Source organism: Mesorhizobium mediterraneum (genome assembly GCF_002284565.1).
Lineage (GTDB): Bacteria > Pseudomonadota > Alphaproteobacteria > Rhizobiales > Rhizobiaceae > Mesorhizobium > Mesorhizobium mediterraneum.
Map to the genome: position 1 here is coordinate 23,281 of NZ_NPKI01000037.1, position 24,551 is coordinate 47,831.

The window sequence follows — 24,551 nt, forward strand, 5'->3', positions numbered from 1 at the left end:
CTGCGATACCAACGTCAACCATATCCCGGCAGCGGGACATCCAAAGCCGTGGCCACGCGGCCGGTTTGTGGAGGAATTCGATGGCAAACTATGCGGATGCGCAGGAATTGGCTGCTCTGCGGTCGCTTTCGGCCAGCATCGGGCGCGACCCGCATTTGACCCAGGCCGCGGGCGGCAACACTTCGCTGAAGGCCGGCGACACGCTCTGGATCAAGGCTTCCGGCACCTGGTTGAAGAATGCGCTCGCCGAGGACATCATGGTGCCGGTGGCGATCGCGCCGCTGCTTAAGGCTGTCGAACAGCGCGACCCGGCCGCCGATCAGCCGCAGGCGTTCGCCATCGAGGCGCTCAATGCCCGCAAGCTGCGTCCCTCGATCGAGACCACGGTTCATGCGCTGATGCCGCAGCGCGTCGTTCTGCATGTCCACTGCGTCGAAACCATTTCGCTTGCCGTGCAGGCCGACTGCGAGGCTCAGCTCGCCAAGCGCCTCGATGGGCTCGAATGGGCGTATGTTGCCTATCGCCGACCGGGCCTGCCGCTTGCCCAGGGCATTGCCGAGCGCCTTCGGCCAGGCGTCGATGTGCTGATCCTTGGCAATCACGGGCTGGTCGTCGCTGCCGAGACCGTCGCTGACGCCGAGGCACTGCTGCGTCGCGTCACAGGGCTGCTGGCGCGGCCACCGCGCGAGGTGGTGGAGCCCAACGTAGCGGCATTGACCGCGCTCATCGGACGCACCGGTTACAGGTTGCCGGCGGATATCGAAGCGCATGCGGCCGCGATCGATCCGGAAAGCTGCCGCATGGCGTCGGGAGGCAGCCTCTATCCCGATCATGTCATCTTTCTCGGCCAGGGTTCAGTCGTGGCGAGATCCGGCGAGGATGTGAAGTGTGTCACCGAACGGTGCGGCGCGGCACCCGCGGCAATCCTGTTTCCCGGGCTTGGCGTGCTGATGCGCGGCGACGCCGGTGCCGGCGCCGATGCCATGCAACGCTGCCTCGCCGACGTGACGGCGCGGGTCGACGTCGTGGCGAAGCTGAACTATCTGACCGCCGCCGAGAACGACGAGCTGATCAACTGGGACGCCGAGCAGTATCGCCAGAAACTCAATGCCGCCGGCGGCTGACATGGCGCGTTCAATCGACCAGCTTTCGATCGGCGTCGACATCGGCACATCAGGTGCGCGCGCCGTCGCCATGCGCCCGGACTTTTCGATTGCCGCGCGTTCCGCCGTTCCACTCGACAGATTTGGCCAGGATGCCCGCGACCCCTCGGTGTGGTGGTCAGCGGTCGGCGCGGCGCTGACGGAACTGCTTTCAGGCATCGATCGCGCGGCGGTCCGGTCGATTGCCGTCGACGGCACTTCGGGCACGTTGCTGCCGGTCGACGGCGCCGGGCGGCCGCTGGTCGAGCCGCTGATGTACAACGACAAAGTCGACGACGACGCGATCCTCGCCGTGATCGCGCGCGAGGCGCCGGCAACGAGCGCAGCACTTGGGCCAACGTCCGGTCTCGCCAAGGCGCTGTCGTTCCAGCGCCTGCCTGGCGTCGCCGCGGTGCTGCATCAGGCCGACTGGATCGCGGGGCAGTTCTCCGACCGCTTCGATATCAGCGACGAGAACAATGCCCTGAAAACCGGCTACGACGTCGAGGGCCGCCGCTGGCCGGACTGGATCGCGGCAACCGGCATGCGCATGGAATTCCTTCCCGATGTCATCAAACCGGGCGATGTGGTCGGAACGCTCGCCGCGAGCGCTGCGGACCTGTTCGGCCTGGAGCGTGACGTCGCCGTGGTCGCCGGGACGACGGATGGCTGCGCGTCGTTCCTGGCGACGGGTGCTGCGGCAGTTGGCGACGGCGTCACCGCGCTGGGGTCCTCGCTGACCATCAAGATCCTCTCCGACCGACCGATCTCGGCGCCGCAGTTCGGCATCTATAGTCACCGGTTGGGAGATGCCTATCTGGCGGGTGGTGCGTCGAATTCGGGGGGCAAGGTGCTGGCGCAGCATTTTCCCCTCGCGCGCATCATCGAGCTGAGTGCGGCGATCGACCCCACGACGGAGACGGGCCTCAACTATTATCCGCTTCCGGCGGTCGGCGAACGCTTTCCGATCGCCGATCCTGCTCTGCCGCCACATCTGACGCCGCGGCCTGCGGACGACGCCGACTATCTGAAAGCGATGTTGGAGGGCATTGCCGGGATCGAGGCGCTCGGCTATCGCCGGCTTGCCGAGCTCGGCGCCCCGCGACTGACGTCGGTCAGAAGCGTCGGCGGCGGTGCGGCAAATCCTGCCTGGACCGCGATCCGGCAGCGCAAGCTGGGCGTCGGTTTCCTGCCGGCGCTTTCGGACGAGGCGGCCGCCGGCACGGCGCGGCTGGCGCTGATGGGCGCAATCGAAGCGGGGCTTTTGTGAGCACGAAAACAGTTGAGCATCTAGACGGCATCGGCGCGCTGGTTGAGCGCTATCAGGTGTTCCTGCTCGATCAGTTCGGCGTGCTGCACGATGGCACCAATCCTTATCCGGGCGCCGTGGAGGCATTGTCGGCGCTGAAGCGCGCAGGCAGGACGATTGTGCTGGTCTCGAACTCCGGCAGGCGGGCACGGCCCAACGAGGCCCGCTTGCTGAAGCTCGGCTTCGAACCAGGAAGCTGGGATCAATTTGTCTCTTCCGGCGAGATCGCGTGGCGATCTTTTCACGAAATGGCGAAATCCGGAAAGCTGCGCCCAAACACCAAGTGCCTGCTGATCAGCAGGGAAGGCGACCGCTCGGCGATTGAAGGTCTGTCTTTCGCGTTGACCAGCGACGGCGACGATGCCGAGCTGGTGCTGATCGCCGCCAGCGAGGGCGATCGCTACGATCTCGAGCATTATCGCAGACTTTTTGAACCGGCAGCAATGCGGCAGGTGCCATGCTTCTGCACCAACCCCGACAAAATCATGCTGACGGCAGTGGGGCCTCGTTTTGGCGCCGGTCAGCTTGCGGATCTCTACGAGAGCCTCGGCGGCAGCGTCACCCGTATCGGCAAGCCCTACACGCCGATCTTCGATGCAGCGCTGGCGCTGGCGGGCAACCCGGACCGCAGCACCGTGGTCTGTGTCGGCGACAGCGTCGAACACGATATCGCCGGTGGAATTGGCGCCGGCGTGGCGACTGCGCTGGTCTTGTCCGGAATATTGGCAGACACCCCTGACCTGGCCGATCTTTTCGATGGGCTGAACGCATACCCGGATTACACGACAGATCTTTTCAAGTTTGCGGATTGAGCTCGGTGATCTCCCAGGGTTGAGCGCTGCCCGGTGATTGTAATGTCGGTCGTGGTGCTTTCGGTGGCGTAGCTCTTTGGCTGCCGTTGCCAGTTCACATCTGGTTGGTCGGAGGCTATTGATCCTGCATGCGTGATTTTCAACTCCCTGGGCGGTCGCCGGTTCGTGCGACAGAAGCGATGGCCGCGACATCACACCCGTTGGCGACGCTGGCGGCGGTCGAGATGCTGCGGTCCGGCGGCAACGCAATGGACGCAGCCGTGTGCGCGGCTGCGGTGCAGGCAGTCGTCGAGCCGCAATCGACCGGTATCGGCGGCGACTGTTTCGTCCTTTACTGCCCCAACGGCCAAGGCGAGGTCCTGGCCTTCAACGGCTCGGGCCGCGCACCTGCAGCAGCGACGGCTGAGTGGTATCTGGACAGGGGGCATGACGCACTGCCTGAATCAGGTCCGCACGCGGTTACCGTGCCGGGGGCCATCGACGCCTGGTGCCGGCTGCTCGAGGATCACGGCAGAAAGGGCATCGACGCCGCGCTGGCGCCCGCCATACGTTACGCCGAGCAGGGCTATGTCGTCCAAGACCGCGTCGCCTTCGACTGGGCTGACAGTGCTGCCTTGCTGGCCGCCGACGAACATGCCGCGCGGATTTTTCTGCCGGATGGAAAGGCGCCGCTGGCCGGCGAGCTGCACCGACAGCCGCAACTGGCCGACACCTTACGCATCGTGTCGCGCCGCGGTCGTGCCGGCTTCTATGAAGGCGAGGTTGCCGACGACTTGGTGTCGCGTCTGCGTGCTCTCGGTGGGCTGCATGCGCTCGACGATTTTGCGGCCACGAAGGGCGACTATGTCAGGCCGGTCGGCACGTCCTACCGGGGCTACGATATCCATCAGATGCCGCCGAACAACCAGGGGCTGACGGCACTGATCATGCTGAATGTGCTGTCGGGCTTTTCGCTCGGCTCGCTGGAACCGAACGGCGCCGAGCGCTTTCACCTCGAGATCGAGGCGGGGCGGCTTGCCTATCAGGACCGCGACAATTTCATCGGCGACCAGAACCAGGTCCATGTCCCCGTGCAGCAGTTGTTGTCCAGATCCCATGCGGACCAGCTTCGCGCCGAGATCGATCCGGCGCGCGCGATGACGCATCTGCCTCGGCTTGAGCTTCAGCCGAGCGATACCGTTTATATCTCGGTGGTCGATCGCGACCGTAATGCGGTCAGCTTCATCAACTCGACCTTTCATTCGTTCGGCAGCGGGGTGGTCGGCCCTAAGACCGGCGTCGTGCTGCAGAACCGCGGCAGCAGCTTCTGCCTGGCGGCGGACCACCCAAACTGCATCGCACCGGGAAAACGCCCCATGCACACCATCATGCCGGGCATGGTGACAGCCAAGGGCCGGGCGATCATGCCGTTCGGCGTGATGGGTGGCGGCTACCAGCCGTTCGGCCATGTCCACCTGCTCACCAACATGATCGATTTCGGCATGGACCCGCAGGAGGCGCTGGATGCGCCGAGGGTGTTTTACAGACAAGATACTGTGGAGGTGGAGCGTGGCGTTCCGGCCGATGCGATCGCCGGCCTGCGCGAGCGGGGCCATCAGCTGTCCATCGCGACCGAGCCGCATGGCGGCGGTCAGTTGGTGCTGATCGACTGGGACAAGGGGACGCTTACCGGCGCGTCCGATCCACGCAAGGATGGTTGCGCGCTCGGTTACTGACGATCGGCCGCGTCTGAGTCTTTGCTGGTCCTGTTCAGTTTTGGCGCTGCCGCCACCAGCGCCTTGCCGATCGCCGACTGCGGCGCGTCGATGACGGCACGGGCGTCGCCGCTCTCGGCGGTGCGGCCGGCGTCGAGGATGACGACACGATGGGCAATGGCGCTGATAACGCCGAGATCATGCGAAATGAACAGATAGGCGATCCGTTCCTCGCGTTGCAGATCGAGCAGCAATTGCAGGATCTGTCGGCGCACGGATACGTCGAGCGCAGACACTGCTTCGTCGAGCACGATCAGCGATGGCTTTGTCGCGATGGCGCGGGCAATCGCGACGCGCTGGCGCTGGCCGCCAGAAATCTCGTGGATGGCGCGGCCGGCGAGATCGGCGCTCAGGCCGACGCGCTCCAGCAAAGCAGCGATGCGGCGCGGGCGCTCCTTTCGAGAGGCGATGCCATGGATGCGCAGGGGGTCGTCGAGCACGCGTGCGACGCTGGCGCGCGGGTTGAAGGCGGCAAGCGGGTCCTGGAACACCATTTGCAGACGAGCACGCTGGGCGCGCAAGGCAGCGCCGTTCAGGGACAGGAAATCGCCGCCTTCGAACTCGACGCGGCCGGCGTCGGGCTCGATCAGCCGCAGCAGCAGCCGCGCGATCGTCGACTTGCCGCTGCCGGAAGGCCCGGCCAGCGCCAGCGTCTCGCCGGGCTCGATGTCGAAGGAAACGTCATCGACGGCGGCAATCGTCTTGCCGCCGCGACGATATCGTTTGGTCAGGCCGGAAACGGCCAGCAATGGACTGCTCACCTCGACGCTCCTGCCCGCTCCAACAACGGTTCGGCGTCGAGGCCGAGATGGGCGTCGAGCAGCGCTCTTGTGTAGGCGTGGCGCGGGCTAGCGATAATCTGCGCCGTCGCACCGAGTTCGACCAGCTCGCCGTGCCGGCACACGGCGATGCGCTCGGCCAGCTCGGCGGCCAACGCGATGTCATGGCTGACGAACAGCAGCGTCATGCCGTCCTCCGCTACCAATTGTCGGATCAGGGCGACAATCTCGGCCTGCACGATGGTGTCGAGCGCGCTGGTCGCCTCATCGGCGATCAGCAGTTTCGGACCGGCCGCGATTGCGGCGGCGATCGCCACGCGCTGCTTCTGGCCACCGGAAAGCTGGTGCGGAAAGGCGCGCAAAGCGGCGTCTGGATCGGGCAGCCGGACGCGTTCAAGCAGGGTTTTTGCCCTGGCATAGGATTGCGACCAGGTAAGGCCGAGATGCGCGTGCGCGACTTCCGCGATCTGCTCGCCGACCGCCATCACCGGATCGAGGCTGGCCGACGGGTCCTGGAAGACGAAGCCGATGTCGCGGCCACCGAGGGGAATGTGGGTGGGTTTGGCGGCGGATTTTTGAGCGTCGCGTTCCATGAGGCCCCCCTCTGTCCTACCGGACATCTCCCCCTCTAGGGGGGAGATTGGCAGTTTCGCTGTTGGGTCCCTTCCTGCAACCTTGGAGATCGGCGAAGGCGGAGATGAGAGCGCAATCTCCCCCCTTGAGGGGGAGATGTCCGGCAGGACAGAGGGGGGTGCCTTGGCGCCCCAGGATGACGGCGATCGCAAAAACCAGTCAATACGGCCGCCAATCCTGGCGGAAGCCGGCAGCAGCCCGGCAATGGCCAGCGCCAGCGTGCTCTTGCCCGAGCCGCTCTCGCCGATGATGGCGAGGCGCTCGCCGGCGGCGACATCGAGGCTGACATGTTTCAGCGCCGCCACCTCGCTGCCATCGCGGCGATAGGTCACCGTCAAATCGCGGATCGAAAGCAGCGCCGTCACGACAGGCTCCTTCTCACCGCTGTCGTCTCGACGACGCCTTCGCCGGCGAGATAGACACCGAGCACGGTCAGCACGAGCGCTACACCGGGAATGATCGACAAAAAAGGCGCGGTGCGCAGCACGGCGCGGCCTTCGGCGATCATGCCGCCCCAGGTCACGCGGTTTGGGTCGCCGAGGCCGAGAAACGAAAGGGCCGCCTCTGTGAGGATCGCGGCGGCGACGATCACCGACGACAATGCCAGTACTGGCGGCAATGCGTTGGGCAGCACTTCGCGAAAGGCGATCTCCAGCGGATGCATGCCGATGACGCGGGCGCCAGCAACAAAATCGCGCTCGCGGATCGACAGCACTTCTGCACGGGCAACACGCGCTGGCCCCGTCCAGGCACCGAGCGCGATCGCCGCGACGACGACACCGAGCGATGGGCCGACGACGCTGACGAAGGCCAGCGCCAGCAGGAAGCTCGGCACGGTCTGGAAGGCGTCGGTGATACGCATCAGCACTTCGTCGACGCCGCCGCCGGCAAAGCCGGCCACTGTGCCGACTATCGCGCCGACGGCAAGGGCTGTGGCTGCCGCCGCCAGCCCGACCGCCAGCGAGGTGCGGGCGCCGTGGAAAAGCTCGGCCAGCACATCGCGGCCGAGCCTGTCGGTGCCGAGCGGCAGCGACCAGTCCTGAAAGGGTGGCAGCAATGCCGGCCCGGCAATGGCTTGCGGATCGCCGGGAAAGAACAGTGGTGCGGCAAGCGCCATGGCGCACAGCGCCGCCAGGATGATCGCGCCGGCGACCGCTTCCGGCGTGCGGAAAAAACGGCGAAGCGGGTTCACGCACTGGCCTCGCTGGCGCCGACGCGCGGATCGAGGACGGTGTAAGCGATGTCGACGAGAAGATTGATGATGACGACCAGAACGGCGCTGGTGAGAATGATGCCGAGCAGCAGCGGCGTGTCGCGCGCGGCCACCGCTTCCTGCGCCAGCCGGCCAAGGCCGGGCACCGAAAAGACGCTTTCGATGACGACGCTGCCGCCCAGCATCTGCGCCGATTGCAGGCCGAGCATGGTGACCAGCGGCAGCAGCGCGTTGCGGGCGACGTGGGCGAGCACGATGCGGCGGCGGGACAGGCCTTTGGCGCGAGCGGCGAGGACAAAATCCTGCCGCCAGACTTCGGCCATGCCGGCGCGCATCATGCGCAGATAAAGTGCCAGATAGATGAAGCCGAGTGCGGACACCGGCAGGACGAGATGGCTGGCGATATCCATCGCGCGGTCGAGGCCGGTCTTGCCCGACGCGAGGCTCTCGATGCCGCCGATCGGAAACCAGCGCAGGTCGACGGCAAAGACGATGATCAGCACCAGCCCGAGCCAGAAGCCCGGCACGGCATAGACCGCCAGCGAGCCGATCGACAGGAAACGGTCGCGAAAGCTACCGGGTCTGGCGCCGGCATAAATGCCGAGCGCCGAGCCGAGCCCGAAGGAGACCGCGGTGGCGCTGCCCATCAAAAGCAGCGTGTTGGGCAGGCGTTGGAGGATCACCTCGCGGATCGGTCGCGAGAAGGTGACGGACTGGCCGAGGTCGAGATGCAGCAGCGCCCAGAGATAGTTCGCCAGCCGCGTCAGCGCCGACTGGTCGAGGCCCCAGCGATGACGCAGCAATTCGATCATGCCGGCGTCGCCGCCGGTCGAGGCGATATAGGCGTCGACCGCATCGCCGGGCGCGGATTCCAGCAAAAGGAAAGTGCCGATGACGACAATCAGCAGCACGAAGATGCTGCCGATGAGGCGGCGGCGAAGAAGGATGAGGGTGCGGGTCATGGCGGCGCCGGCTGCTTGGCGATGTGCCGATCCTGGGATGCGCAGTGCCTAGGCGCCCCCCTTTGTCCTGCCGGACATCTCCCCCTCAAGGGGGGAGATCCGCCGTCACTCGCCGTAGCGCCAATCGCAAACATCGCTAAGGGAAGGGCCGGCATCAAAGCAAGCCAATCTCCCCCCTTGAGGGGGAGATGTCCGGCAGGACAGAGGGGGTATCGTCGAGCACGGACATTACCAACTTCACCTACTGGCGAAGGTCAATCTCAATTAACCGCAGCTCACCCCTCCAGCCAGGTGTCCGCCCAGTTCGATACCGCCCAGCGCGGGTTGTTGGCGACATTCCCCACCGTGTCTCTGATAACGCTGATAAAGCTCCATTCGGCGACGTTGATCAGCGGCAGGTCGGCTGCGACCTTTTTCTGAAACTCCTTGTAAAGCTCCGTCCGCGCGGCGGTATCAAGCGTCTCGGATGCCTTGGCGATGAGGGCGTCGAGCTCGTCGTTCTTGTAGCCGCCCTGGTTGGAGAACGGCACCCCGTCGGGAATGCCGCTCTGCACCAGGATGGTGGTCGAGATCGCCGGATCGCCGCGGAACACTGGCGGCCCAACCGCAAGGTCGAAGGCGTGGTCGGTGTAGACGGCCTTGATATGCGCGGCCGAGTCGTTGTTGACCAGCTGGGCGTCGATGCCGATGGCGGCGAGCGCCTGGCGCAGATAGTCGCCGAACTGCTTGGTTTCGTTGAAGTAGGGCGCCGGCAACAGTTTCAGCGAGAAGCGCTTGCCGTCGTCGCCTTTGCTGTAGCCGGCTTCGTCGAGCAGGGCGTTGGCCTTGGCCACGTCGAAGGCATAGGTCGGCACGTCGGCAGTATAGAACTGCGGATCGTTCTTTGGCACCGGGCCGGTGGCTGTGGCGGCGTAGCCGAGGAACACTGTCTTGACGACGAAATCCTTGTCGATGGCGTGGGCGATCGCCTGGCGCACCTTGAGGTCGGCCAGCTCCTTGCGGCGATGGTTGATCTCGACGACGAGCTGGTAGGTCAGGCCCTCGTAACCCTTGGTGATCACCTTGAGGCCAGGCACTTTGGAGATGCGGTCGAGATCGGCCAGCGGCACGGCGGAAAAGGCGGCGAGCTGGATCTCTTCGGCCTCAAGCGCGCTTGCCGCCGAAGTGCGGTCGGGCAGCACCTGGTAGATGATCTCGTCGAGGTAAGGTTGGTCCTTGCCCCAATAGTCGGCATTCTTCTCCAGCCGATAATATTCGCCGGGTTTGTGTTCGGCGAATTTGAACGGGCCGGTGCCGACAGGCGCATTGTTGGCGGGGTTCTCTTCGATCTTTCCGGTCTCGTAGATGTGCTTCGGCACCACGCTGCTCAGCGCCGGCAAGGCGTTGCGGATCAACTGGAACGGTGTCGGCTTGGCGAATTTGAATACCGCGGTCAGTTCGTCGGGCGTGTCGACGGTCTCCAGGTCCTTGAACACGGTGCGGCCGAGATTCTGCAGCGGCTTCCAGATCTGCAGCGCTGAGAAGGCGACGTCGTCGGACGTGAAGGGCTTGCCGTCATGCCATTTGACGCCTTCGCGCAATTTGAATGTCACCGACAGGCCGTCGGCGGCGCCCTCCCAGCCTGTCGCCAGGCGTGGTTCGAGCCCGTCCTTGCCGTCGAAGGACGCCTCGGCCAGCGTTTCCACGATCTTGCTTGAGATGAAGAACACGCCGTTGGAAGCGACGATCGCCGAGTTGAGGTTGCGCGGCTCGGAATCGGCGGCGACGACCAGACGCCCGCCTTTCCTGGGCGTCTGCGCCAGACCGATGGTCGGCAGCGCCGTCGAAGCCAGAAGCGATGCCGAACCGGCAAGCACGGTGCGTCTGGAAATCGTGACATCTGACATGATCGAACTCCGTCCCTCTCAGCCACCCGGCCGGGTGGCCAATACCCTCGGACGCCAGACGGCATCCTTGCAAGGCTGATTATGAGCCTTGTCGAGGGTTTCGCCAGAGAGGGAATTGGCGCATCCTGGCGTGGCTTTGAAAATTTCGTCCGCTGGACCAGTTACCGGGAAGCGGTTCAATCCGAGCTTATCTGGTAAGACCAGATCAGGTTTAGGCATCGCGATATACGACGACGAACTGTGCCGAAACGGCCGTTTCACCTATTCTGGCTGGACCAGACTGGACAAAATAGTGCAGATTTGACCGATCATGACCAAAACAGCCGGCGATGCGACCGGCCGGCCAGGGAATTCAGGGAGAGAGAAAGATGAACGTCGCCCCGGGCAAGAATGCCGTCAGCACCATTCCGTTCGATCATGCCAGGGTCGATCGGCTGATGGAGGAGGCCGGCATCGATGTGCTGCTCGCCACCTCCAAGCACAACACGCAATATCTGCTTGGCGGCTACAAGTTCATCTTCTTCGCCGCCATGGATGCGATCGGCCACAGCCGCTATCTGCCTGTTGTCGTCTACGAGAAGGGTGGGCCGGAGCATGCCGCCTATATCGGCAACCGCATGGAGGGCGGCGAGCACCAGAACCACCCGTTCTGGACGCCGACCTTGCACGCCGCGTGCTGGGGCACGCTCGACGCTGCCAATCTTGCGGTTGAGCACCTGACGAAAATCGGCAAGGGCAACGCCCGCATCGGCATCGAGCCGGCTTTCCTGCCGTCGGATGCCTACACCCTGATCCGCAAGGCGTTGCCGGACGCCAAGCTGATCGACGCGACCGATATGCTGGAGCGGATGCGTGCCATCAAGACGGAAGCTGAGCTGGAGAAGCTGCGCATCGCCTCCGAACTGATCACCGATTCCATGCTGGCGACCATTGCCTGGGCGCGCGAAGGCACGACCAAGACCGAGATCATCGAGCAACTTCGGCGCGAGGAGACCAATCGCGGCGCGCATTTCGAATATTGCCTGCTGACGCTCGGCTCCAGCCACAACCGCGCCGGCTCGTCACAGGCGTGGAAGAAGGGCGAGGTGATGTCGATCGATTCCGGCGGCAACTATCACGGCTATATCGGCGACCTTTGCCGCATGGGTATTCTGGGCGAGCCAGACGCCGAACTGGAGGATTTACTGGCCGAAGTCGAGACGGTGCAGCAGGCCGCTTTTTCCAAGGTCAGGGCGGGCACTCGTGGTGGTGATATGATCTCCTATGCGGAGGGCGTGCTGAAGAAATCCAAGGTCGCGCCCTACACCGATTTCTTCGCCCACGGCATGGGACTGATCACGCATGAAGCGCCGTTCCTGATGACCAACCATCCGGTGACATATGAAGGCACCTATGCCGAAAAGCCGCTGGAGAAAAACATGGTGCTCTCGGTCGAGACGACGATGCTTCACCCGACGCGCGGCTTCATCAAGCTGGAAGACACCGTGGCGGTCACCGATAGCGGCTACGTCATGTTCGGCGACCGGGGCAGGGGTTGGAACAGAGGTGGGGTGGCTTAGCCGCTACCCGGCGGCAGCAGCCTGAAATCCGGCAGGTCGCGCAGCGTCAGTTCCGGTCCGGCTGGCGAATAGACGACGAACAGCTGCATGGGCGCATCGCCGGTGTTCAGCGTTGAGTGGAAGCGGCTTTCCGGCACATAGATGGTGCAGCCGGGGCCGACCTTCGCAACAACTGGATTGCCGTTCTCGTCCTCGACCATCTGCTCGCCATTGCCCGATATGACGAAGATGATCTCCTCCGCGCCCGGATGGTTGTGGCGCGTGTGGCCCTTGCCGGATGGAAGGTCGACGACGCCGCCCGAAAAGCGTGTCGCGCCGTTCACCTCGGGCGCCACCGTCAACGACAGCCTGCCCCAGTCGAAGCCGAAGGCGCTGACATCCTTCGGATAGACAAACACCTTGCTTTTGTCGGTCATCGTCTCATCCCTTCTTTTTCTTCGCAGTCGTTTTGGCACCGCTTTTTTTCGTTTGCGCATCGGATTTTCCCAAAACCGGTTCCCACTTTTGGGTCCGATGCTCCAGCGTGACCGCCTTGAAATCGGCGGTCTGCCTGGCGATCGCCGCTTCTGCCGGCAGCCGTTCCATGGAGCTCGCGCCATAGAAGCCATGCAGGCCCTTGCAGCGTTCGAGGATGTATCGGGCGTCATCCGGCATCGAGATCGGCCCGCCATGGCAAAGCAGGATAACGTCCTTGCGCACCGAGCGCGCAGCGGCTGCGATCGCGTCGATCTCCGTCACGCAGTCGTCCAGCGACTTGGCCGACGTGGCGCCAATCGAGCCGCCGGTGGTCACCCCCATATGGGCGACAACGATGTCGGCGCCGGCCTTGGTCATGGCGCGCGCCTCGTCGGAGTTGAACACATAGGGCGTGGTCAGGAGGTCGAGCTCGTGTGCCGCGGCGATCATGTCGACCTCGAGCCCGAAGCCCATACCGGTTTCTTCAAAACTCTGCCGCATCTGGCCGTCGAACAGGCCGATGGTCGGAAAGTTCTGCACGCCGGAAAAGCCCATCGTTTTCAGCTCGGCCAGCAGCAGCGGCATGATGACGAAGGGATCGGTGCCGTTGACGCCGGCCAGCACCGGCGTCTTCTTGACCACCGGCAGCACCTCGTAGGCCATTTCCTTGACGATCTCATTGGCGTTGCCATAGGCGAGAAGGCCGGCGGCCGAGCCGCGGCCGGCCATGCGGTAGCGGCCGGAGTTGTAGATGATGATCAGGTCGATGCCGCCGGCCTCCTCGGCCTTGGCCGACAGGCCGGTGCCGGCGCCGCCGCCGACGATCGGCACGCCGCCGGCAATCATCTTGCGGAACTTTTCCAGGATTTTCTTGCGCGGTATGGCGGCCATGTTTTCTTCTCTCACTGTCCGGCGATGTCGAGAAAGGCCGCTGTTGCCGCCTTGGCGAATTCGGAGTCGTTGATGTGCAGCGGCAGGCGCGTCACGCGTCGCGTGTTATCAGGCACGATCGTGCGCTCAATGGCCTCGAAGAGTGCTGCATCGGCTTCAGGGTCGAAAAAGGCGCCGCCTTCGATGTCGAGCGCCGAGACGCCCTTTTCGGGAATGAGGAACCGGACCGGTCCCTGACAGAGGCTCAGCCTTGCGCCGATCCATTCGCCGATCTTGCGGCTTTCGTCAGGTGTCGTGCGCATCAGCGTCACGTTCGGATTGTGCTCGTAAAACAGCCGCCCGCTATAGCGTTCCGGAATGGTCGGCGGCGCCCAGAAATTCACCATGTCGAGCGCACCGACCGAGCCGACATAGGGCAGTTTCGTGCGGGCGATCGCGCCGAAGCGGTCTTCGGTTGCAGGCAGCACGCCGCCGAACAAGAGGTCGCAGACCTCGGTCGTGGTAATGTCGATGACGCCGGACAGCAAGCCGCTGTCGGCCAGCTTTTCCATGGTGCGGCCGCCGGTGCCGGTGGCATGGAAGACCAGGCAGTCATAGGTCGAGCGAAGCTGCTCGGCGATGGACGTCACGCATGGCGTGGTGACGCCGAACATGGTGAGCCCGATCGACGGCTTGCCGTCGGGCGGCGCCGCCGGTTTTGCAGCCATGCCTGATATCGCCTGGGCGGCATTGTGCAGCACGACACGAGAAAGCCGGTTCAGGCCGGCCATGTCGGTCACCGACGGCATCATGACGATGTCTGAGACATCGATGTAAGGCGCGGTGTCGCCCGAGGCGAGCGTCGAGACCATGATCTTCGGCAGGCCGAGCGGCAGAGCGCGCATGCCTGATGTGATGATCGAAGTGCCGCCACCACCGCCGATGCCGATCACACCTGATATATCGGTGCGCGATTGGACAAACCGGGTGAAGGCGATGGCCATTGCCGCGACCGCGGTGCCGCGGTCGTCGATGCCCAATACGGCACTGCTGCCACCGGGATGGTAGCCGGCGACCTCTTTGGCCGGGACATGGACCGGCACGGTGGCATCGCGCGTTCCGACATCGACACGGGCGACAGCAGCACCGGTGGCAGCGACCGCATCGGCCAGAAAAGCTAGTTCCTCACCCTTGGTGTCGGCGGTGCCCACCACATAGACGCGCTTCATGGGCGTGCCTCCCTGGGGGCTGGCTGAACGGTGGCCGCGTTCAGTACATGAGAACGGAGTGCGCTACGGCGCCCCCCTCTGTCCTGCCGGACATCTCCCCCACTTGGGTGGAGATCGGCAGTTCGCTCGATCGGCGCCTTCCATGCGATGTTGGAGATTGGCGAAGGTGCAGATGACAGCCAATCTCCCCCCTCGTGGGGGAGATGTCCGGCAGGACAGAGGGGGGCGCCGTAGGGCTTCAACGTAACCAGAGGGATGGCCATTGCAATTTTTTGAGACGCGCGTATCGTATTGACATGAATGTCTCACGTCAACAAGCGGCGGTTTCCGAAGACGCCGGCTCTGCCGCGCGCGGACCGCGGGCGCGCACAAGGCGGTTGATGCTGGAGACGGCGACAAGGCTGATGCAGGCGGGCGCCACGCCCTCGGTCAGCGAGGTCGCCGAAGCGGCGGAAGTCTCGCGCGCCACTGCCTATCGGTATTTTCCAAGCCAGGCGGCGCTGGTGCAAGCGGTGGTCAACGAAGGCCTCGGGCCGATCCTCACCTGGAAATCAGCCTCGACCGATCCCGAGCGCCGCGTCGTCGAACTGTTCGATACGGCCATGCCTCGCATCGAGGCCTTCGAGGCAACCTTCAAGGCGGCGCTGAAGCTGTCGCTCGACCAGTGGGCGCGCCGGCAGGCGGGCACGCTGGGCGGCGAGCCGGCCTTTACGCGCGGCCACCGCGTCGATCTGCTCAAGGACGCGATCGCACCGCTCAAGGACCGGCTGCCGCCACGCGAATTCAAGCGCCTGGCCCAGGCCCTGTCGCTGATCTTCGGCGTTGAAGTGCTCATTGTGCTGAAGGATATATGGGGGCTGGACAGCCGCAAGAGGATGTCGGTAGCACAATGGGCAGCCAGCGCCCTGGTACGAGCTGCAGTGGTGGAATCGATGGCCAAAGGAGACAGAAGCGCGCCGGCGATAGCCACGAAATAGTATCGATCTGGTTCGACCAGATTGGGATGTCAAGTACCGACAATTATCGTAGCGCCGTAGCCAAAACAAGGCTCTTGCGTATCAAGGAGTAGGAAAATTTAAGAAAAACAGGCAGATGTTGCTGGAATCCGCTTGTCTGAGGGCCTGCCATCGTCCAAGAAAGAGCTTGACGTGCGCCGGAAATTGGTAATACCAGATCAGGACAATAAAGCGGATTAAAAGTGAGGGCTGCGAGCCATTTCTGGCTGGGCGAGGAGGCTCAAAACCGGAACGCTGCCGTCACGGGAGGAACTACCAGGGTCGGCTCGCCGCCGGCTCGCATGATAAGGTAGAATGCGCACAAGGGAGGAAATCATTATGCGCAAGACAATGACCAGTATGCTTGCTGGTATCGGCTTAGTGCTCGCCTGCGGAACGTCCGTCTACGCGCAGGATAAGGAACTCACCATATTCTGGGCTGAATGGGATCCGGCAAACTATTTGCAGGAACTCGTCAACCTTTACGAGGCCGAAAGCGGCGTGAAGGTCACGGTCGAAACCACGCCTTGGCCCGACTTCCAGACCAAGGCGTTCACCGAGTTCAACGCCAAGGGCAGCGCCTACGACATGGTGGTCGGCGACTCCCAGTGGATCGGCGCCGCCTCTGAGGCCGGCCACTATGTCGACCTCACCGACTTCTTCAACAAGCACAATCTGAAGGAAGTGATGGCGCCGGCGACGGTGAAATACTACGCCGAATATCCGTCCAACTCCGGCAAATACTGGTCGATCCCGGCCGAGGGCGACGCGGTCGGCTGGTCCTATCGCAAGGACTGGTTCGAGGATCCGAAGGAGATGGAGGCCTTCAAGGCCAAGTACGGCTACGATCTCGGCATACCGAAGGACTGGAAGCAGCTGCGCGACATCGCCGAATTCTTCCACCGTCCCGACGAGAAGCGCTACGGCGTCGCCATCTATACCGATAACTCGTATGACGCTCTGGTGATGGGCGTCGAGAACGCCATCTTCTCCTTCGGCGGCGAACTTGGCGACTATGCCAGTTACAAGGTCGACGGGATCATCAACTCCGAGCAGAACGTCAAGGCGCTCGAGGCTTACAAGGAGCTCTACTCCTTCACTCCTCCTGGTTGGGCCAAGAGCTTCTTCATCGAGGACAACCAGGCGATCACCGAAAACCTGGCGGCGATGAGCATGAACTATTTCGCCTTCTTCCCGGCGCTCATCAACGAAGCCTCGAACCCGAATGCAAAGGCCACCGGCTTCTTCGCCAACCCTCCAGGACCGAACGGCGACCAGTTCGCCGCGCTCGGCGGCCAGGGCATCTCCGTCATCTCCTATTCCCAGAATCAGGAAGAGGCGATGAAGTTCCTGGAATGGTTCATCAAGGAAGATACGCAGAAGAAATGGGCGGAACTCGGCGGTTACACGGCAAGCGCCAAGGTGCTCGAGTCGCCTGAATTCCAAAACGCCACGCCTTACAACAAGGCCTTCTACGAAACCATGTTCAAGGTGAAGGACTTCTGGGCGACGCCGGAATATGCCGAGCTGCTCATCCAGATGAACCAGCGCGTCTATCCGTACATCACCGGCAATCAGGGCACGGCCAAGGAAGTGCTCGATTCGCTCGCCGCGGATTGGAACGCGACGTTCAAGAAATACAACCGCGTGAAGTAAACGGCATTAACGCTCGGAGGGGGCGGTAGCCTGCCCCTTCCGTTTTCTTTTCCGGACAAGGAAGGAACGGGCCTTGGCCACTGCAGTCATGACCACCCTGGATCCCAACTCGCGCTCCGCCGCCCGCGGCATGAGCGATCTCACGATCCGCAATCTCTTCATCATTCCGACGATCGTTTTCCTGATCGTCTTCAACATCTTTCCGCTGATCTATTCGCTCGGCTATTCGTTCACCGACTTTCGCGCATCGAGCCCGGCGGCGGCCAATTTCGTCGGACTGCAGAATTACCGCGAGCTGCTCAACGACCCGTTCATCTGGTCGAATTTCGCCATCACCGCCAAATATGTCATCGTCTCCGTCGTCGGCCAGGTCATCGTCGGCTTCGGCGTGGCGTTGCTGCTCAACCGCGATATCCCGTTGAAGGGCCTGCTGACGACCCTGCTGCTGTTGCCAATGATGCTGTCGATGGCTGTCGTCGGCCTGTTCTGGAAGCTGCTCTACGATCCGTCCTTCGGCATCATCAACTATACGCTCGGCCTCGGCTCCTTCGAGTGGCTGTCCAACCCCGACATGGCGCTCTACGCGGTTGCCATCACCGACATCTGGATGTGGTCACCCTTCGTGATGCTGCTGTCGCTCGCCGGCCTGTCGGCAGTCCCGAAGCACCTCTACGAGGCGGCGGCGATCGACCGCGCCGGCTCGTTCTACACCTTCTTTCGCATCACGCTGCCCTTGGTCGCGCCGATCCTGATGATCGCGATCATCTTTCGCACCATGGAGGCGTTCAAGACCTTCGATCTCGCCTACATCCTGACCAGCCAGCCAACCACCGAGGTGATCTCGATCCGGCTCTACAAGATGGCGTTCCAGGAGTGGCAGACCGGGCGCTCCTGCGCGCTAGCCTACATCGTGCTGATCATGATCCTGGCTATCACCAACATCTACGTCAAATACCTGAACAAGGTGAAGGAGCGCTAGAATGGCCGCTGTCACCACCTCTACCGAGCGTTCGCTCAACAAGCTCGCCATCGTCGGTGTGCTGATCATCACGATGATCTTCCTGGCGCCGATCTACTGGATAGCCTCGACGGCCTTCAAGCCGCGCAACCTTGCCACCACCATTCCGCCGACGGTGATGTTCCAGCCTGAGATATCACCCTTCGTAAAGCTCTTCACCAAGCGGTCGCAGTTGCGCACTGCGCCGACGCCGGAACAATACGCCGCCGCCCCGTGGTGGGAGCGGCTGGTGTTTGACGGCGGCGAGAAGGTGGTGCGCTCGGGCAGGGGCGAGGTGCAGTGGTCCGGTTATCCGAGCCGCTTCATGAACTCGCTGATCGTCGCCATCACCTCGACGATCCTGGCCGTCGGCATGGGCACCTTCACGGCTTACGGGTTCTCGCGCTTCAAGATAAAGGGGGAACAGGACCTGCTCTTCTTCATCCTGTCGACGCGCATGCTGCCGCCGGTGGTGGTGGCGATCCCGATGTTCCTGATGTACCGGGTCGTCGGCCTCAACGACACGCATTGGGGCCTGATCATCCTCTACACCGCCTTCAACCTCAGCTTCTCTGTATGGCTGATGAAGGGGTTCATGGACGAAATTCCGAAGGAGTACGAGGAGGCGGCGCTCGTCGACGGCTACACGCGCATGGAAGCCTTCTTCAAGATCGTGCTGCCTGAGGCCGCCACCGGCATCGCCGCCACCGCCGTGTTCTGCTTCATCACGGCGTGGAACGAATATGCCTTCGCGCTGATCATGACCAACCGACGCGCCCAGACGGCACCGCCCTTCATTCCCAGCCAGGTCGGCTCCGGCCTGTCGGACTGGACGGTGATCGCCGCCGGAACCTTCCTGTTCCTGCTGCCTGTCGCGATCTTCACCTTCCTGCTCCGCAACCACCTCTTGCGCGGCATGTCCTTCGGAGCGATCCGCAAATGATCCGCCATGCTACAATCCAACGCACGGCCGAGATCGTGATGGTGTGCGGCATCATCGCGCTCTGCCAGCCGTGGAATCTCTTCCTGCATCGCTACGGGCTGACGATCATCATCGTCGGGCTGGTGACGTTCATGATCACCGGCTGGGTCGGTCCAAGGCAGAAGCCGCAGGCGACCGGCACCCCGGAAAAAGAAGGTCACGCATGACCCAGATCGAGCTTCGTGGCGTCCAGAAATTCTTTGGCGCCGTTCAGGTCATCAAGGACCTCAATCTCAAGATCGACGACAACGAGTTCATCGTGCTGCTCGGACAGTCGGGCTGCGGCAAGACGACGACGCTTCGCGCCATCGCCGGGCTGGAGACGATCGACGGCGGCGATGTCCTCATCGACGGCAAGCCGGTTCAGCATCTCAAGGCTGCCGACCGCGACATCGCCATGGTGTTCCAATCGTTCTCGCTCTATCCGCATATGAGCGTCTACGAGAACATCGCTTTTCCGTTGCGCGCCATGCGCAAGAGCAAGGCGGAGATCGACGGCGAGGTGCGCTCGGTCGCCAAAGTGCTGCAGATCACCGACCTGCTCGGCAAGAAGCCGTCGGCGCTGTCGGGCGGCGACATGCAGCGCGTGGCCATCGGCCGGGCGCTGGTGCGGCGGCCGAAAGCGATGCTGATGGACGAGCCGATCGGCGCGCTCGACGCCAAGCTGCGCGAGGAGATGCGCGCGGAGATCAAGCGGCTGCACATCAAGCAGGGCTCGACCACCATCTACGTCACCCACGACCAGATCGAGGCGATGAGCCTAGCCGACCGCATCGTCATCATGCATGAGGGCGTTCTGCAACAGGTAGGCAGCCCATCGGACGTGTATACGCACCCGGCCAATTTGTTCGTCGCGCAATTCGTTGGCTCGCCTGTGATGAACGTCGCCAACGCGGCGGTGACGATGAACGGCTCCGGCGCCAGGGTCACCGTCGACGGGGCCGCGGAAGGGTTCCTTTTTCCGTCCGAGCTGGTCGGCCAGCTCGACGCCGCGAACGTCGGGCAGGACCGTCTTGCGCTCGGCATCCGCCCCGAAGGAGTGATGGTCTCGCGCGAGGCGGCGGACGGTTATCTGCCGGTCGAGGCGCACATCATCGAACCGCTAGGCTCCTACGACATTGTCGACCTCAAGGTTGGGGCACAGATGTTGCGTGCCCGCACCCGTTCCGGTTTCGTCGGCAAGCCGGGGGTCCAGGTCTTCGCCAAGCTCGACCCGGCGCAGGCGCACTTCTTCGACACGACAAGCGGCAATTCGCTGGGGGTGAGACTCTGATGGCCCATATCCAGCTCAAGAACATCTCGAAGACATTCGGCAATCACACCGCATTGACCGGGCTCAATCTCGACATTGCCGACGGCGAGTTCTTCGTGCTGCTCGGCGAGACCGGAGCCGGCAAGACGACGACGCTGCGCATGATCGCCGGCCTGGAAAAGCCGGACGAGGGGCAAATACTCATCGACGGCGCTGACGTCGCTGACTGGGGTGCGGCCGAGCGCGACGTGGCGCTGGTGCTGCAGCAATATTCGCTTTATCCGCGCTACACGGTGCGCGAAAACCTCGAATTCCCGCTGAAGCCAAAAATCCGCCGCATCGAGCCGGACGAGATCAAGACGCGCGTCGACCGCGTTGCCAAGACCTTGCGCATCGAGCATCTGCTCGAGCGCAAGACGGATCGCCTCTCTGGCGGCGAGATGCAGCGCGTCTCGATTGGTCGCGCCATCGTCAGGAAGCCCCGCGTATTCCTGATGGATGAGCCCCTTTCGGCGCTCGATGCCAAGCTGCGCGAGGCGCTGCGCACCGAGCTGAAGAACATCCAGATGAACCTTGGTCAGACCTTCCTGTTCGTGACGCACGACCAGATCGAGGCGATGTCGATGGGCGACAAGGTCGGCGTGCTCAACCATGGCCGCATCGTCCAGACCGGCACGCCGTATGAGATCTACAACAATCCGCGCGACACCTATGTGGCGAGCTTCGTCGGCTCGCCGCCGATGAACCTCATCGACGGCAAGCTCGTCAACGGCCGCGCGGTGATGGCACCGCTGAATTTCGAACTGCCTTTTGCGGGGGGGGCCAAGACGAGCGGTGCGACCGACGGTCGCCCGCTCGTCTTCGGCATTCGTCCCGAGGATGTCTATCTCGAGAGCGGGGCCCCGGTGGAAGCGCGCGTCCACGATGTCGAGAACCATGGCGTCGAAAAGATCCTGACGCTGCGGGTCGGCGATGCCATGCTGCGGGCCACGGTGCCGGCCAGAACCGATGTCGAGATCGAGCAGCCGGTGCGCTTTGCCTGGGATCCGGACAAGGTGGTGCTGTTCGACAAGGCTAGCGGAATAAGCCTCCGTCACGCGGGCTAGAGCGCGTCTGTTGGGCAGCAGGATGCTCGGCGGCTCGAAGCCCCTGGCCAGATTTAGCCGGCTTGGCGGGTCTCAGCCTGTTCCTCGGCCCGGAAATGGCTGGGAGCCGATCCGATGACGCGCTTGAACGCCCGACTGAAGGACGCGTCGGATTCATAGCCCAGGCGAGCGGCGACGACGGAAATCTTCAGCCGGTCGCGGACTAGCCATTGCCGAGCCTGGTGCATCCTCACCTGGGTGACATATCTCGCCGGGGTTTCGCCGACGATCGTCGCGAAGCGTTCCGCGAAACCCGATCGCGAGGCGCCCATCATCCTGGCGAGCGTTTCCACGGTCCAATCGCGGTCCGGTTCGAGGTGGATTGCCGCCAGCACGCGGCCGATCTCGCGGTCTCTCACCGCCGCGATCCATCCGGACGAGTCGCCGCAGCCGCGCTCGACCCACGAGCGGATGACGGTGGCGGCGAGCACATCGGCAAGCCGTGCGAGGATGCCGCCGGATCCGACGCGCTCCATCGTCACTTCGCGGGCCATGGCTTCCAGCAGATGCGGGATGCCGGGTTCATAGGCTTCCAACTCGTGCGCGCGCATTACGTCCGGCATCATGCCGAGCAATGGGTGCAAACCGTCGAGATTGAAATACATGCTGCCGAAAAACAGCAGCGTCCCCGGCCGGCGACCTTCATTGGACATGCAGTAAACGTCCTTGCAGACCTCGGCGACCTTGTAGCCCTGGATCGGCGAAGCCTCGATACCCGGCTCGCTCGCCAGGACGTGTGCCGCACCACGCGGCAGCAGCACCGCGTCGCCCGCCTTGAGCTCCACCCATTCGCCGGACGGCTGCAGCAGCCAACATCCCTTGCGGCCGATGAAATGAAACCGTGCCGCCGTCTGGGCCGGAAACTGGAGGCCCCAGGGCTCCTGCATTTCACAGCGGCCGTATTCGACGCCGTCGAGCCGTAACCCGCGCAATATGTCTGTCAGCGGATCGCCGGTGATCGGAACTTTGGACGAATAGTCAAGCATGATGGTGTTTCTAGCATGGAAACTCCAGGCGGTCACTCCCTATGTTGCATTGCAGCCAAATACTGCGCTGCAACCAGACCGGAGATTCCATCATGACCGAACCCGCGACAGGCGTCATGGACGCCGTTCTTGATCCCGCGGAAACCGACGAACGAGCCGAGCCGGCGTGGGGGGCGGTCGTGTCCCTTGCGCTTGGGGTGTTTGGGCTGGTGACCGCAGAATTCCTGCCTGCCAGTCTGCTGACGCCGCTGGCACAGGACCTCGGCGTGACGGAAGGGACTGCGGGCCAAGCGGTGACAGCGACGGCCGTTGTCGGCGCGATAGCCGCTCCGACCATGGCCATCATCACCAAACGCCTGGACCGCAGGCTGGTCATGTGGGGACTGACGGTGCTGCTGATCCTGTCGAACCTGGTGGCGGCGTTTGCCTCCTCGCTTCCCGTTCTTCTGATCGCTCGCATCATGCTCGGGATCAGTCTCGGCGGCTTCTGGTCGATGTCGGCGGCCATGGCGATGCGGCTTGTACCGATGCGGCTGATGCCGCGCGCCATGTCGATCATCCTCACCGGCGTTTCGGTGGCGACGGTCTGCGCCGCCCCGGTCGGTGCCTATGTCGGCGACATCTGGGGATGGCGAACGGCCTTCATGATCGCAGCTGTTGTCGGCGCCCTGGCGCTGCTCGTGCAGATCGCCACCCTTCCGAAGCTGCCGCCGGCGGGCGTGGCAAGCGTTCGGACCTTGCTGGACGTGATGAAGCGCCCGATGATCAGGATTGCGCTTCTGGTGGTCCTGCTGGTCGCTTCGGGACACTTTGCCGGCTTCACCTATGTCCGCCCGTTTCTTGAAAAGGTGCCTGCGCTGGACATCGAGACGATCTCTCTGGTGCTGCTCGCCTATGGCATCGGTGGGTTTTTCGGCAATTTTGCCGGTGGCTTCATGGCCGAGCGCAGCCTCAAAACCGCCGTCGGCCTGGCGCCTCTGCTGATTGCTGTGGCAGCCGCCTTGCTGCTCACTCTCGGAGCCTCGCCAGTCGTTGCGGCGATAGCGGTTGCCGCCTGGGGCTTTGCCTTCGGCGCGGTGCCGGTCGGACTGCAAACCTGGCTGGTGCGAGCCGCTCCCGACCAGGCTGAAAGCGCCGGCGGGCTGATGGTCGCCACGTTCCAGGTGGCCATCGCGCTGGGGGCCGTTTTCGGCGGCCTGCTGGTCGACAACGCCGGCGTTGCCAGTGCGTTCGCCTATTGCGGAATCGCGACATTGCTGGCGGCCTTGGCGGCGTTCCTGCTTGGTCCGAAGCACGCAGACTAGCCCGTCCGCCCTTGCGGATTCATCTTTGATCGGCCCGGAGATCGGTTACGCTCTTCGGGCCGTTATCGCCGTTACGAAACGGGTCAGGCTGTTTTCGACATAAGCGGCCACTTCGACCTTGGGGTCGAAGCTCCACCACAGCAGCGAGCCCTGCCAGTGCGAAGCCATGAGCAGTCCGACGCCTTCGGGCGCATCGGCTGCTGAGGCAAAACAGGCGTCGAGCACGGTACACAGCGAAGCTTTCCACGACGCGCCGCGTGCGCGAAGCAGCGGATCGCGCAGATCCTCGCGCAGCACCAGAAGGCCTTCGGCATAGGATTCGATGCCCCCGTAGTCCTGCGACAGCGCCACCATCAGCCCGATCGCTCCACCAGGGGTTCTTGGGATCGTCTTCGACAGCCTCGCCGTCTTGTCATCAAGCCGGTCCCATGCCTGCAACAGAGCCCTCTGCTTCAGAGTGGCCTTGCTTTTGAAACGCTGCACCAGCGTCGAGCCGGACAGCCCGCAGGCTACGGACAGCCGCTCAAAGGTGAGCGCTTCCGGGCCATGCGCGTGGATCAGCCGGTTCGCCGCTTCGAGCACGTCTTCGTCGGACTGGGTTTTTGGCCGGGGCATCTTGACATCCATTTA

The 24,551-nt window shown here is 63.5% G+C and carries 23 protein-coding genes; 13 read left to right on the forward strand and 10 right to left on the reverse strand.

Going from position 1 to position 24,551, the window contains the following annotated elements; genetic code table 11:
- Positions 1–80 precede the first annotated feature (80 nt).
- The 4 genes from CIT25_RS27250 (at position 81) to ggt (ending at position 4,978) form a co-directional block, all read left to right on the forward strand.
- Positions 81–1,124, forward strand: coding sequence for a class II aldolase/adducin family protein (locus tag CIT25_RS27250; protein WP_095488211.1), 1,044 nt, complete (start codon positions 81–83; stop codon positions 1,122–1,124).
- A gap of 1 nt (position 1,125) precedes the next feature.
- The gene (locus CIT25_RS27255; RefSeq protein WP_095488465.1) at positions 1,126–2,412 is read left to right on the forward strand and encodes an FGGY-family carbohydrate kinase; all 1,287 of its coding nucleotides are present in this window, start codon (positions 1,126–1,128) and stop codon (positions 2,410–2,412) included.
- Positions 2,409–3,263, forward strand: coding sequence for a TIGR01459 family HAD-type hydrolase (locus CIT25_RS27260; RefSeq protein ID WP_095488213.1), 855 nt, complete (start codon positions 2,409–2,411; stop codon positions 3,261–3,263). The genes CIT25_RS27255 and CIT25_RS27260 overlap by 4 nt, the downstream gene beginning before the upstream one ends.
- A gap of 128 nt (positions 3,264–3,391) precedes the next feature.
- The gene (ggt, locus tag CIT25_RS27265) at positions 3,392–4,978 is read left to right on the forward strand and encodes a gamma-glutamyltransferase (protein WP_095488215.1); all 1,587 of its coding nucleotides are present in this window, start codon (positions 3,392–3,394) and stop codon (positions 4,976–4,978) included.
- Here ggt and CIT25_RS27270 read toward each other — a convergent pair.
- From CIT25_RS27270 to CIT25_RS27290, 5 genes are all read right to left on the reverse strand, one after another.
- Entirely contained in the window at positions 4,972–5,778 is an 807-nt protein-coding gene (locus CIT25_RS27270; protein ID WP_095488217.1) for an ABC transporter ATP-binding protein, read from the reverse strand. The genes ggt and CIT25_RS27270 overlap by 7 nt on opposite strands.
- A complete protein-coding gene (locus CIT25_RS27275; RefSeq protein WP_167391096.1) occupies positions 5,775–6,794 on the reverse strand; it encodes an ABC transporter ATP-binding protein in 1,020 nt (339 codons plus the stop codon). The genes CIT25_RS27270 and CIT25_RS27275 overlap by 4 nt, the downstream gene beginning before the upstream one ends.
- Positions 6,791–7,621, reverse strand: a complete 831-nt coding sequence (locus CIT25_RS27280) for an ABC transporter permease (RefSeq protein ID WP_095488219.1) — start codon at positions 7,619–7,621, stop codon at positions 6,791–6,793. The genes CIT25_RS27275 and CIT25_RS27280 overlap by 4 nt, the downstream gene beginning before the upstream one ends.
- Positions 7,618–8,604 (reverse strand): ABC transporter permease, encoded by a 987-nt coding sequence (locus tag CIT25_RS27285; RefSeq protein WP_095488221.1) that lies wholly within the window; start codon positions 8,602–8,604, stop codon positions 7,618–7,620. The genes CIT25_RS27280 and CIT25_RS27285 overlap by 4 nt, the downstream gene beginning before the upstream one ends.
- A 275-nt stretch (positions 8,605–8,879) precedes the next feature.
- Complete coding sequence (locus CIT25_RS27290; protein WP_095488223.1) at positions 8,880–10,490, reverse strand: ABC transporter substrate-binding protein; 1,611 nt, start codon at positions 10,488–10,490, stop codon at positions 8,880–8,882.
- A 368-nt stretch (positions 10,491–10,858) separates the two neighbouring features.
- Here CIT25_RS27290 and CIT25_RS27295 point away from each other — a divergent pair, with 368 nt between their 5' ends.
- A complete protein-coding gene (locus CIT25_RS27295; RefSeq protein WP_095488225.1) occupies positions 10,859–12,049 on the forward strand; it encodes a M24 family metallopeptidase in 1,191 nt (396 codons plus the stop codon).
- On the opposite strand, the gene CIT25_RS27300 is transcribed toward CIT25_RS27295, so the two are convergent.
- Genes CIT25_RS27300 through CIT25_RS27310 form a run of 3 tightly spaced genes read right to left on the reverse strand, consistent with a single transcriptional unit; the run spans position 12,046 to position 14,604 of the window.
- On the reverse strand, positions 12,046–12,465 hold the full coding sequence (locus tag CIT25_RS27300) for a cupin domain-containing protein (RefSeq protein WP_095488227.1): 420 nt from the start codon (positions 12,463–12,465) through the stop codon (positions 12,046–12,048). The two genes, CIT25_RS27295 and CIT25_RS27300, sit on opposite strands and share 4 nt — an antisense overlap.
- Positions 12,466–12,469: 4 nt before the next feature.
- Positions 12,470–13,396 carry a phosphoenolpyruvate hydrolase family protein gene (locus CIT25_RS27305; protein WP_095488229.1) on the reverse strand — a complete coding sequence of 309 codons (927 nt, stop codon included), beginning with the start codon at positions 13,394–13,396 and terminating at the stop codon, positions 12,470–12,472.
- 11 nt (positions 13,397–13,407) lie between these two features.
- Positions 13,408–14,604 (reverse strand): Tm-1-like ATP-binding domain-containing protein, encoded by a 1,197-nt coding sequence (locus CIT25_RS27310; protein WP_095488231.1) that lies wholly within the window; start codon positions 14,602–14,604, stop codon positions 13,408–13,410.
- A gap of 296 nt (positions 14,605–14,900) precedes the next feature.
- On the opposite strand from CIT25_RS27310, the gene CIT25_RS27320 reads away from it, so the two are divergent.
- The 7 genes from CIT25_RS27320 (at position 14,901) to CIT25_RS27350 (ending at position 21,592) form a co-directional block, all read left to right on the forward strand.
- A complete protein-coding gene (locus tag CIT25_RS27320) occupies positions 14,901–15,581 on the forward strand; it encodes a TetR/AcrR family transcriptional regulator (protein WP_095488233.1) in 681 nt (226 codons plus the stop codon).
- 357 nt (positions 15,582–15,938) lie between these two features.
- Complete coding sequence (locus tag CIT25_RS27325; RefSeq protein WP_095488235.1) at positions 15,939–17,255, forward strand: ABC transporter substrate-binding protein; 1,317 nt, start codon at positions 15,939–15,941, stop codon at positions 17,253–17,255.
- Positions 17,256–17,328: 73 nt separating this feature from the next.
- On the forward strand, positions 17,329–18,234 hold the full coding sequence (locus CIT25_RS27330) for a carbohydrate ABC transporter permease (protein ID WP_029348308.1): 906 nt from the start codon (positions 17,329–17,331) through the stop codon (positions 18,232–18,234).
- 1 nt (position 18,235) lies between these two features.
- A complete protein-coding gene (locus CIT25_RS27335; protein ID WP_095488237.1) occupies positions 18,236–19,195 on the forward strand; it encodes a carbohydrate ABC transporter permease in 960 nt (319 codons plus the stop codon).
- Positions 19,192–19,401, forward strand: a complete 210-nt coding sequence (locus tag CIT25_RS27340) for a hypothetical protein (protein WP_095488239.1) — start codon at positions 19,192–19,194, stop codon at positions 19,399–19,401. The genes CIT25_RS27335 and CIT25_RS27340 overlap by 4 nt, the downstream gene beginning before the upstream one ends.
- Positions 19,398–20,507, forward strand: a complete 1,110-nt coding sequence (locus CIT25_RS27345; protein ID WP_095488241.1) for an ABC transporter ATP-binding protein — start codon at positions 19,398–19,400, stop codon at positions 20,505–20,507. The genes CIT25_RS27340 and CIT25_RS27345 overlap by 4 nt, the downstream gene beginning before the upstream one ends.
- Positions 20,507–21,592, forward strand: a complete 1,086-nt coding sequence (locus CIT25_RS27350) for an ABC transporter ATP-binding protein (protein WP_095488243.1) — start codon at positions 20,507–20,509, stop codon at positions 21,590–21,592. Before CIT25_RS27345 ends, CIT25_RS27350 begins: the two co-directional genes overlap by 1 nt.
- A gap of 53 nt (positions 21,593–21,645) precedes the next feature.
- On the opposite strand, the gene CIT25_RS27355 is transcribed toward CIT25_RS27350, so the two are convergent.
- Positions 21,646–22,617, reverse strand: a complete 972-nt coding sequence (locus CIT25_RS27355) for an AraC family transcriptional regulator (protein WP_095488245.1) — start codon at positions 22,615–22,617, stop codon at positions 21,646–21,648.
- A 92-nt stretch (positions 22,618–22,709) separates the two neighbouring features.
- Between CIT25_RS27355 and CIT25_RS27360 the strand changes: the two genes are divergently transcribed.
- Positions 22,710–23,921: an MFS transporter gene (locus tag CIT25_RS27360; protein WP_095488467.1), complete on the forward strand. Its 1,212-nt coding sequence runs from the start codon at positions 22,710–22,712 to the stop codon at positions 23,919–23,921.
- A gap of 45 nt (positions 23,922–23,966) precedes the next feature.
- Here the strand turns inward: CIT25_RS27360 and CIT25_RS27365 are convergent, their stop codons facing one another.
- Positions 23,967–24,536, reverse strand: coding sequence for a TetR/AcrR family transcriptional regulator (locus CIT25_RS27365; RefSeq protein WP_095488468.1), 570 nt, complete (start codon positions 24,534–24,536; stop codon positions 23,967–23,969).
- Between the last annotated feature and the right edge of the window lie 15 nt (positions 24,537–24,551).

Coding starts and splice junctions, on each gene's coding strand:
- CIT25_RS27320 (WP_095488233.1), top strand. CDS start 14,901: ATGAATGTCTCACGTCAACAAGCGGCGGTTTCCGAAGACGCCGGCTCT.
- CIT25_RS27250 (WP_095488211.1), top strand. CDS start 81: ATGGCAAACTATGCGGATGCGCAGGAATTGGCTGCTCTGCGGTCGCTT.
- CIT25_RS27285 (WP_095488221.1), bottom strand. CDS start 8,604: ATGACCCGCACCCTCATCCTTCTTCGCCGCCGCCTCATCGGCAGCATC.
- CIT25_RS27310 (WP_095488231.1), bottom strand. CDS start 14,604: ATGAAGCGCGTCTATGTGGTGGGCACCGCCGACACCAAGGGTGAGGAA.
- CIT25_RS27360 (WP_095488467.1), top strand. CDS start 22,710: ATGACCGAACCCGCGACAGGCGTCATGGACGCCGTTCTTGATCCCGCG.
- CIT25_RS27335 (WP_095488237.1), top strand. CDS start 18,236: ATGGCCGCTGTCACCACCTCTACCGAGCGTTCGCTCAACAAGCTCGCC.
- CIT25_RS27290 (WP_095488223.1), bottom strand. CDS start 10,490: ATGTCAGATGTCACGATTTCCAGACGCACCGTGCTTGCCGGTTCGGCA.
- CIT25_RS27300 (WP_095488227.1), bottom strand. CDS start 12,465: ATGACCGACAAAAGCAAGGTGTTTGTCTATCCGAAGGATGTCAGCGCC.
- CIT25_RS27255 (WP_095488465.1), top strand. CDS start 1,126: ATGGCGCGTTCAATCGACCAGCTTTCGATCGGCGTCGACATCGGCACA.
- CIT25_RS27345 (WP_095488241.1), top strand. CDS start 19,398: ATGACCCAGATCGAGCTTCGTGGCGTCCAGAAATTCTTTGGCGCCGTT.
- CIT25_RS27340 (WP_095488239.1), top strand. CDS start 19,192: ATGATCCGCCATGCTACAATCCAACGCACGGCCGAGATCGTGATGGTG.
- CIT25_RS27325 (WP_095488235.1), top strand. CDS start 15,939: ATGCGCAAGACAATGACCAGTATGCTTGCTGGTATCGGCTTAGTGCTC.
- CIT25_RS27295 (WP_095488225.1), top strand. CDS start 10,859: ATGAACGTCGCCCCGGGCAAGAATGCCGTCAGCACCATTCCGTTCGAT.
- ggt (WP_095488215.1), top strand. CDS start 3,392: ATGCGTGATTTTCAACTCCCTGGGCGGTCGCCGGTTCGTGCGACAGAA.
- CIT25_RS27305 (WP_095488229.1), bottom strand. CDS start 13,396: ATGGCCGCCATACCGCGCAAGAAAATCCTGGAAAAGTTCCGCAAGATG.
- CIT25_RS27350 (WP_095488243.1), top strand. CDS start 20,507: ATGGCCCATATCCAGCTCAAGAACATCTCGAAGACATTCGGCAATCAC.
- CIT25_RS27365 (WP_095488468.1), bottom strand. CDS start 24,536: ATGCCCCGGCCAAAAACCCAGTCCGACGAAGACGTGCTCGAAGCGGCG.
- CIT25_RS27355 (WP_095488245.1), bottom strand. CDS start 22,617: ATGCTTGACTATTCGTCCAAAGTTCCGATCACCGGCGATCCGCTGACA.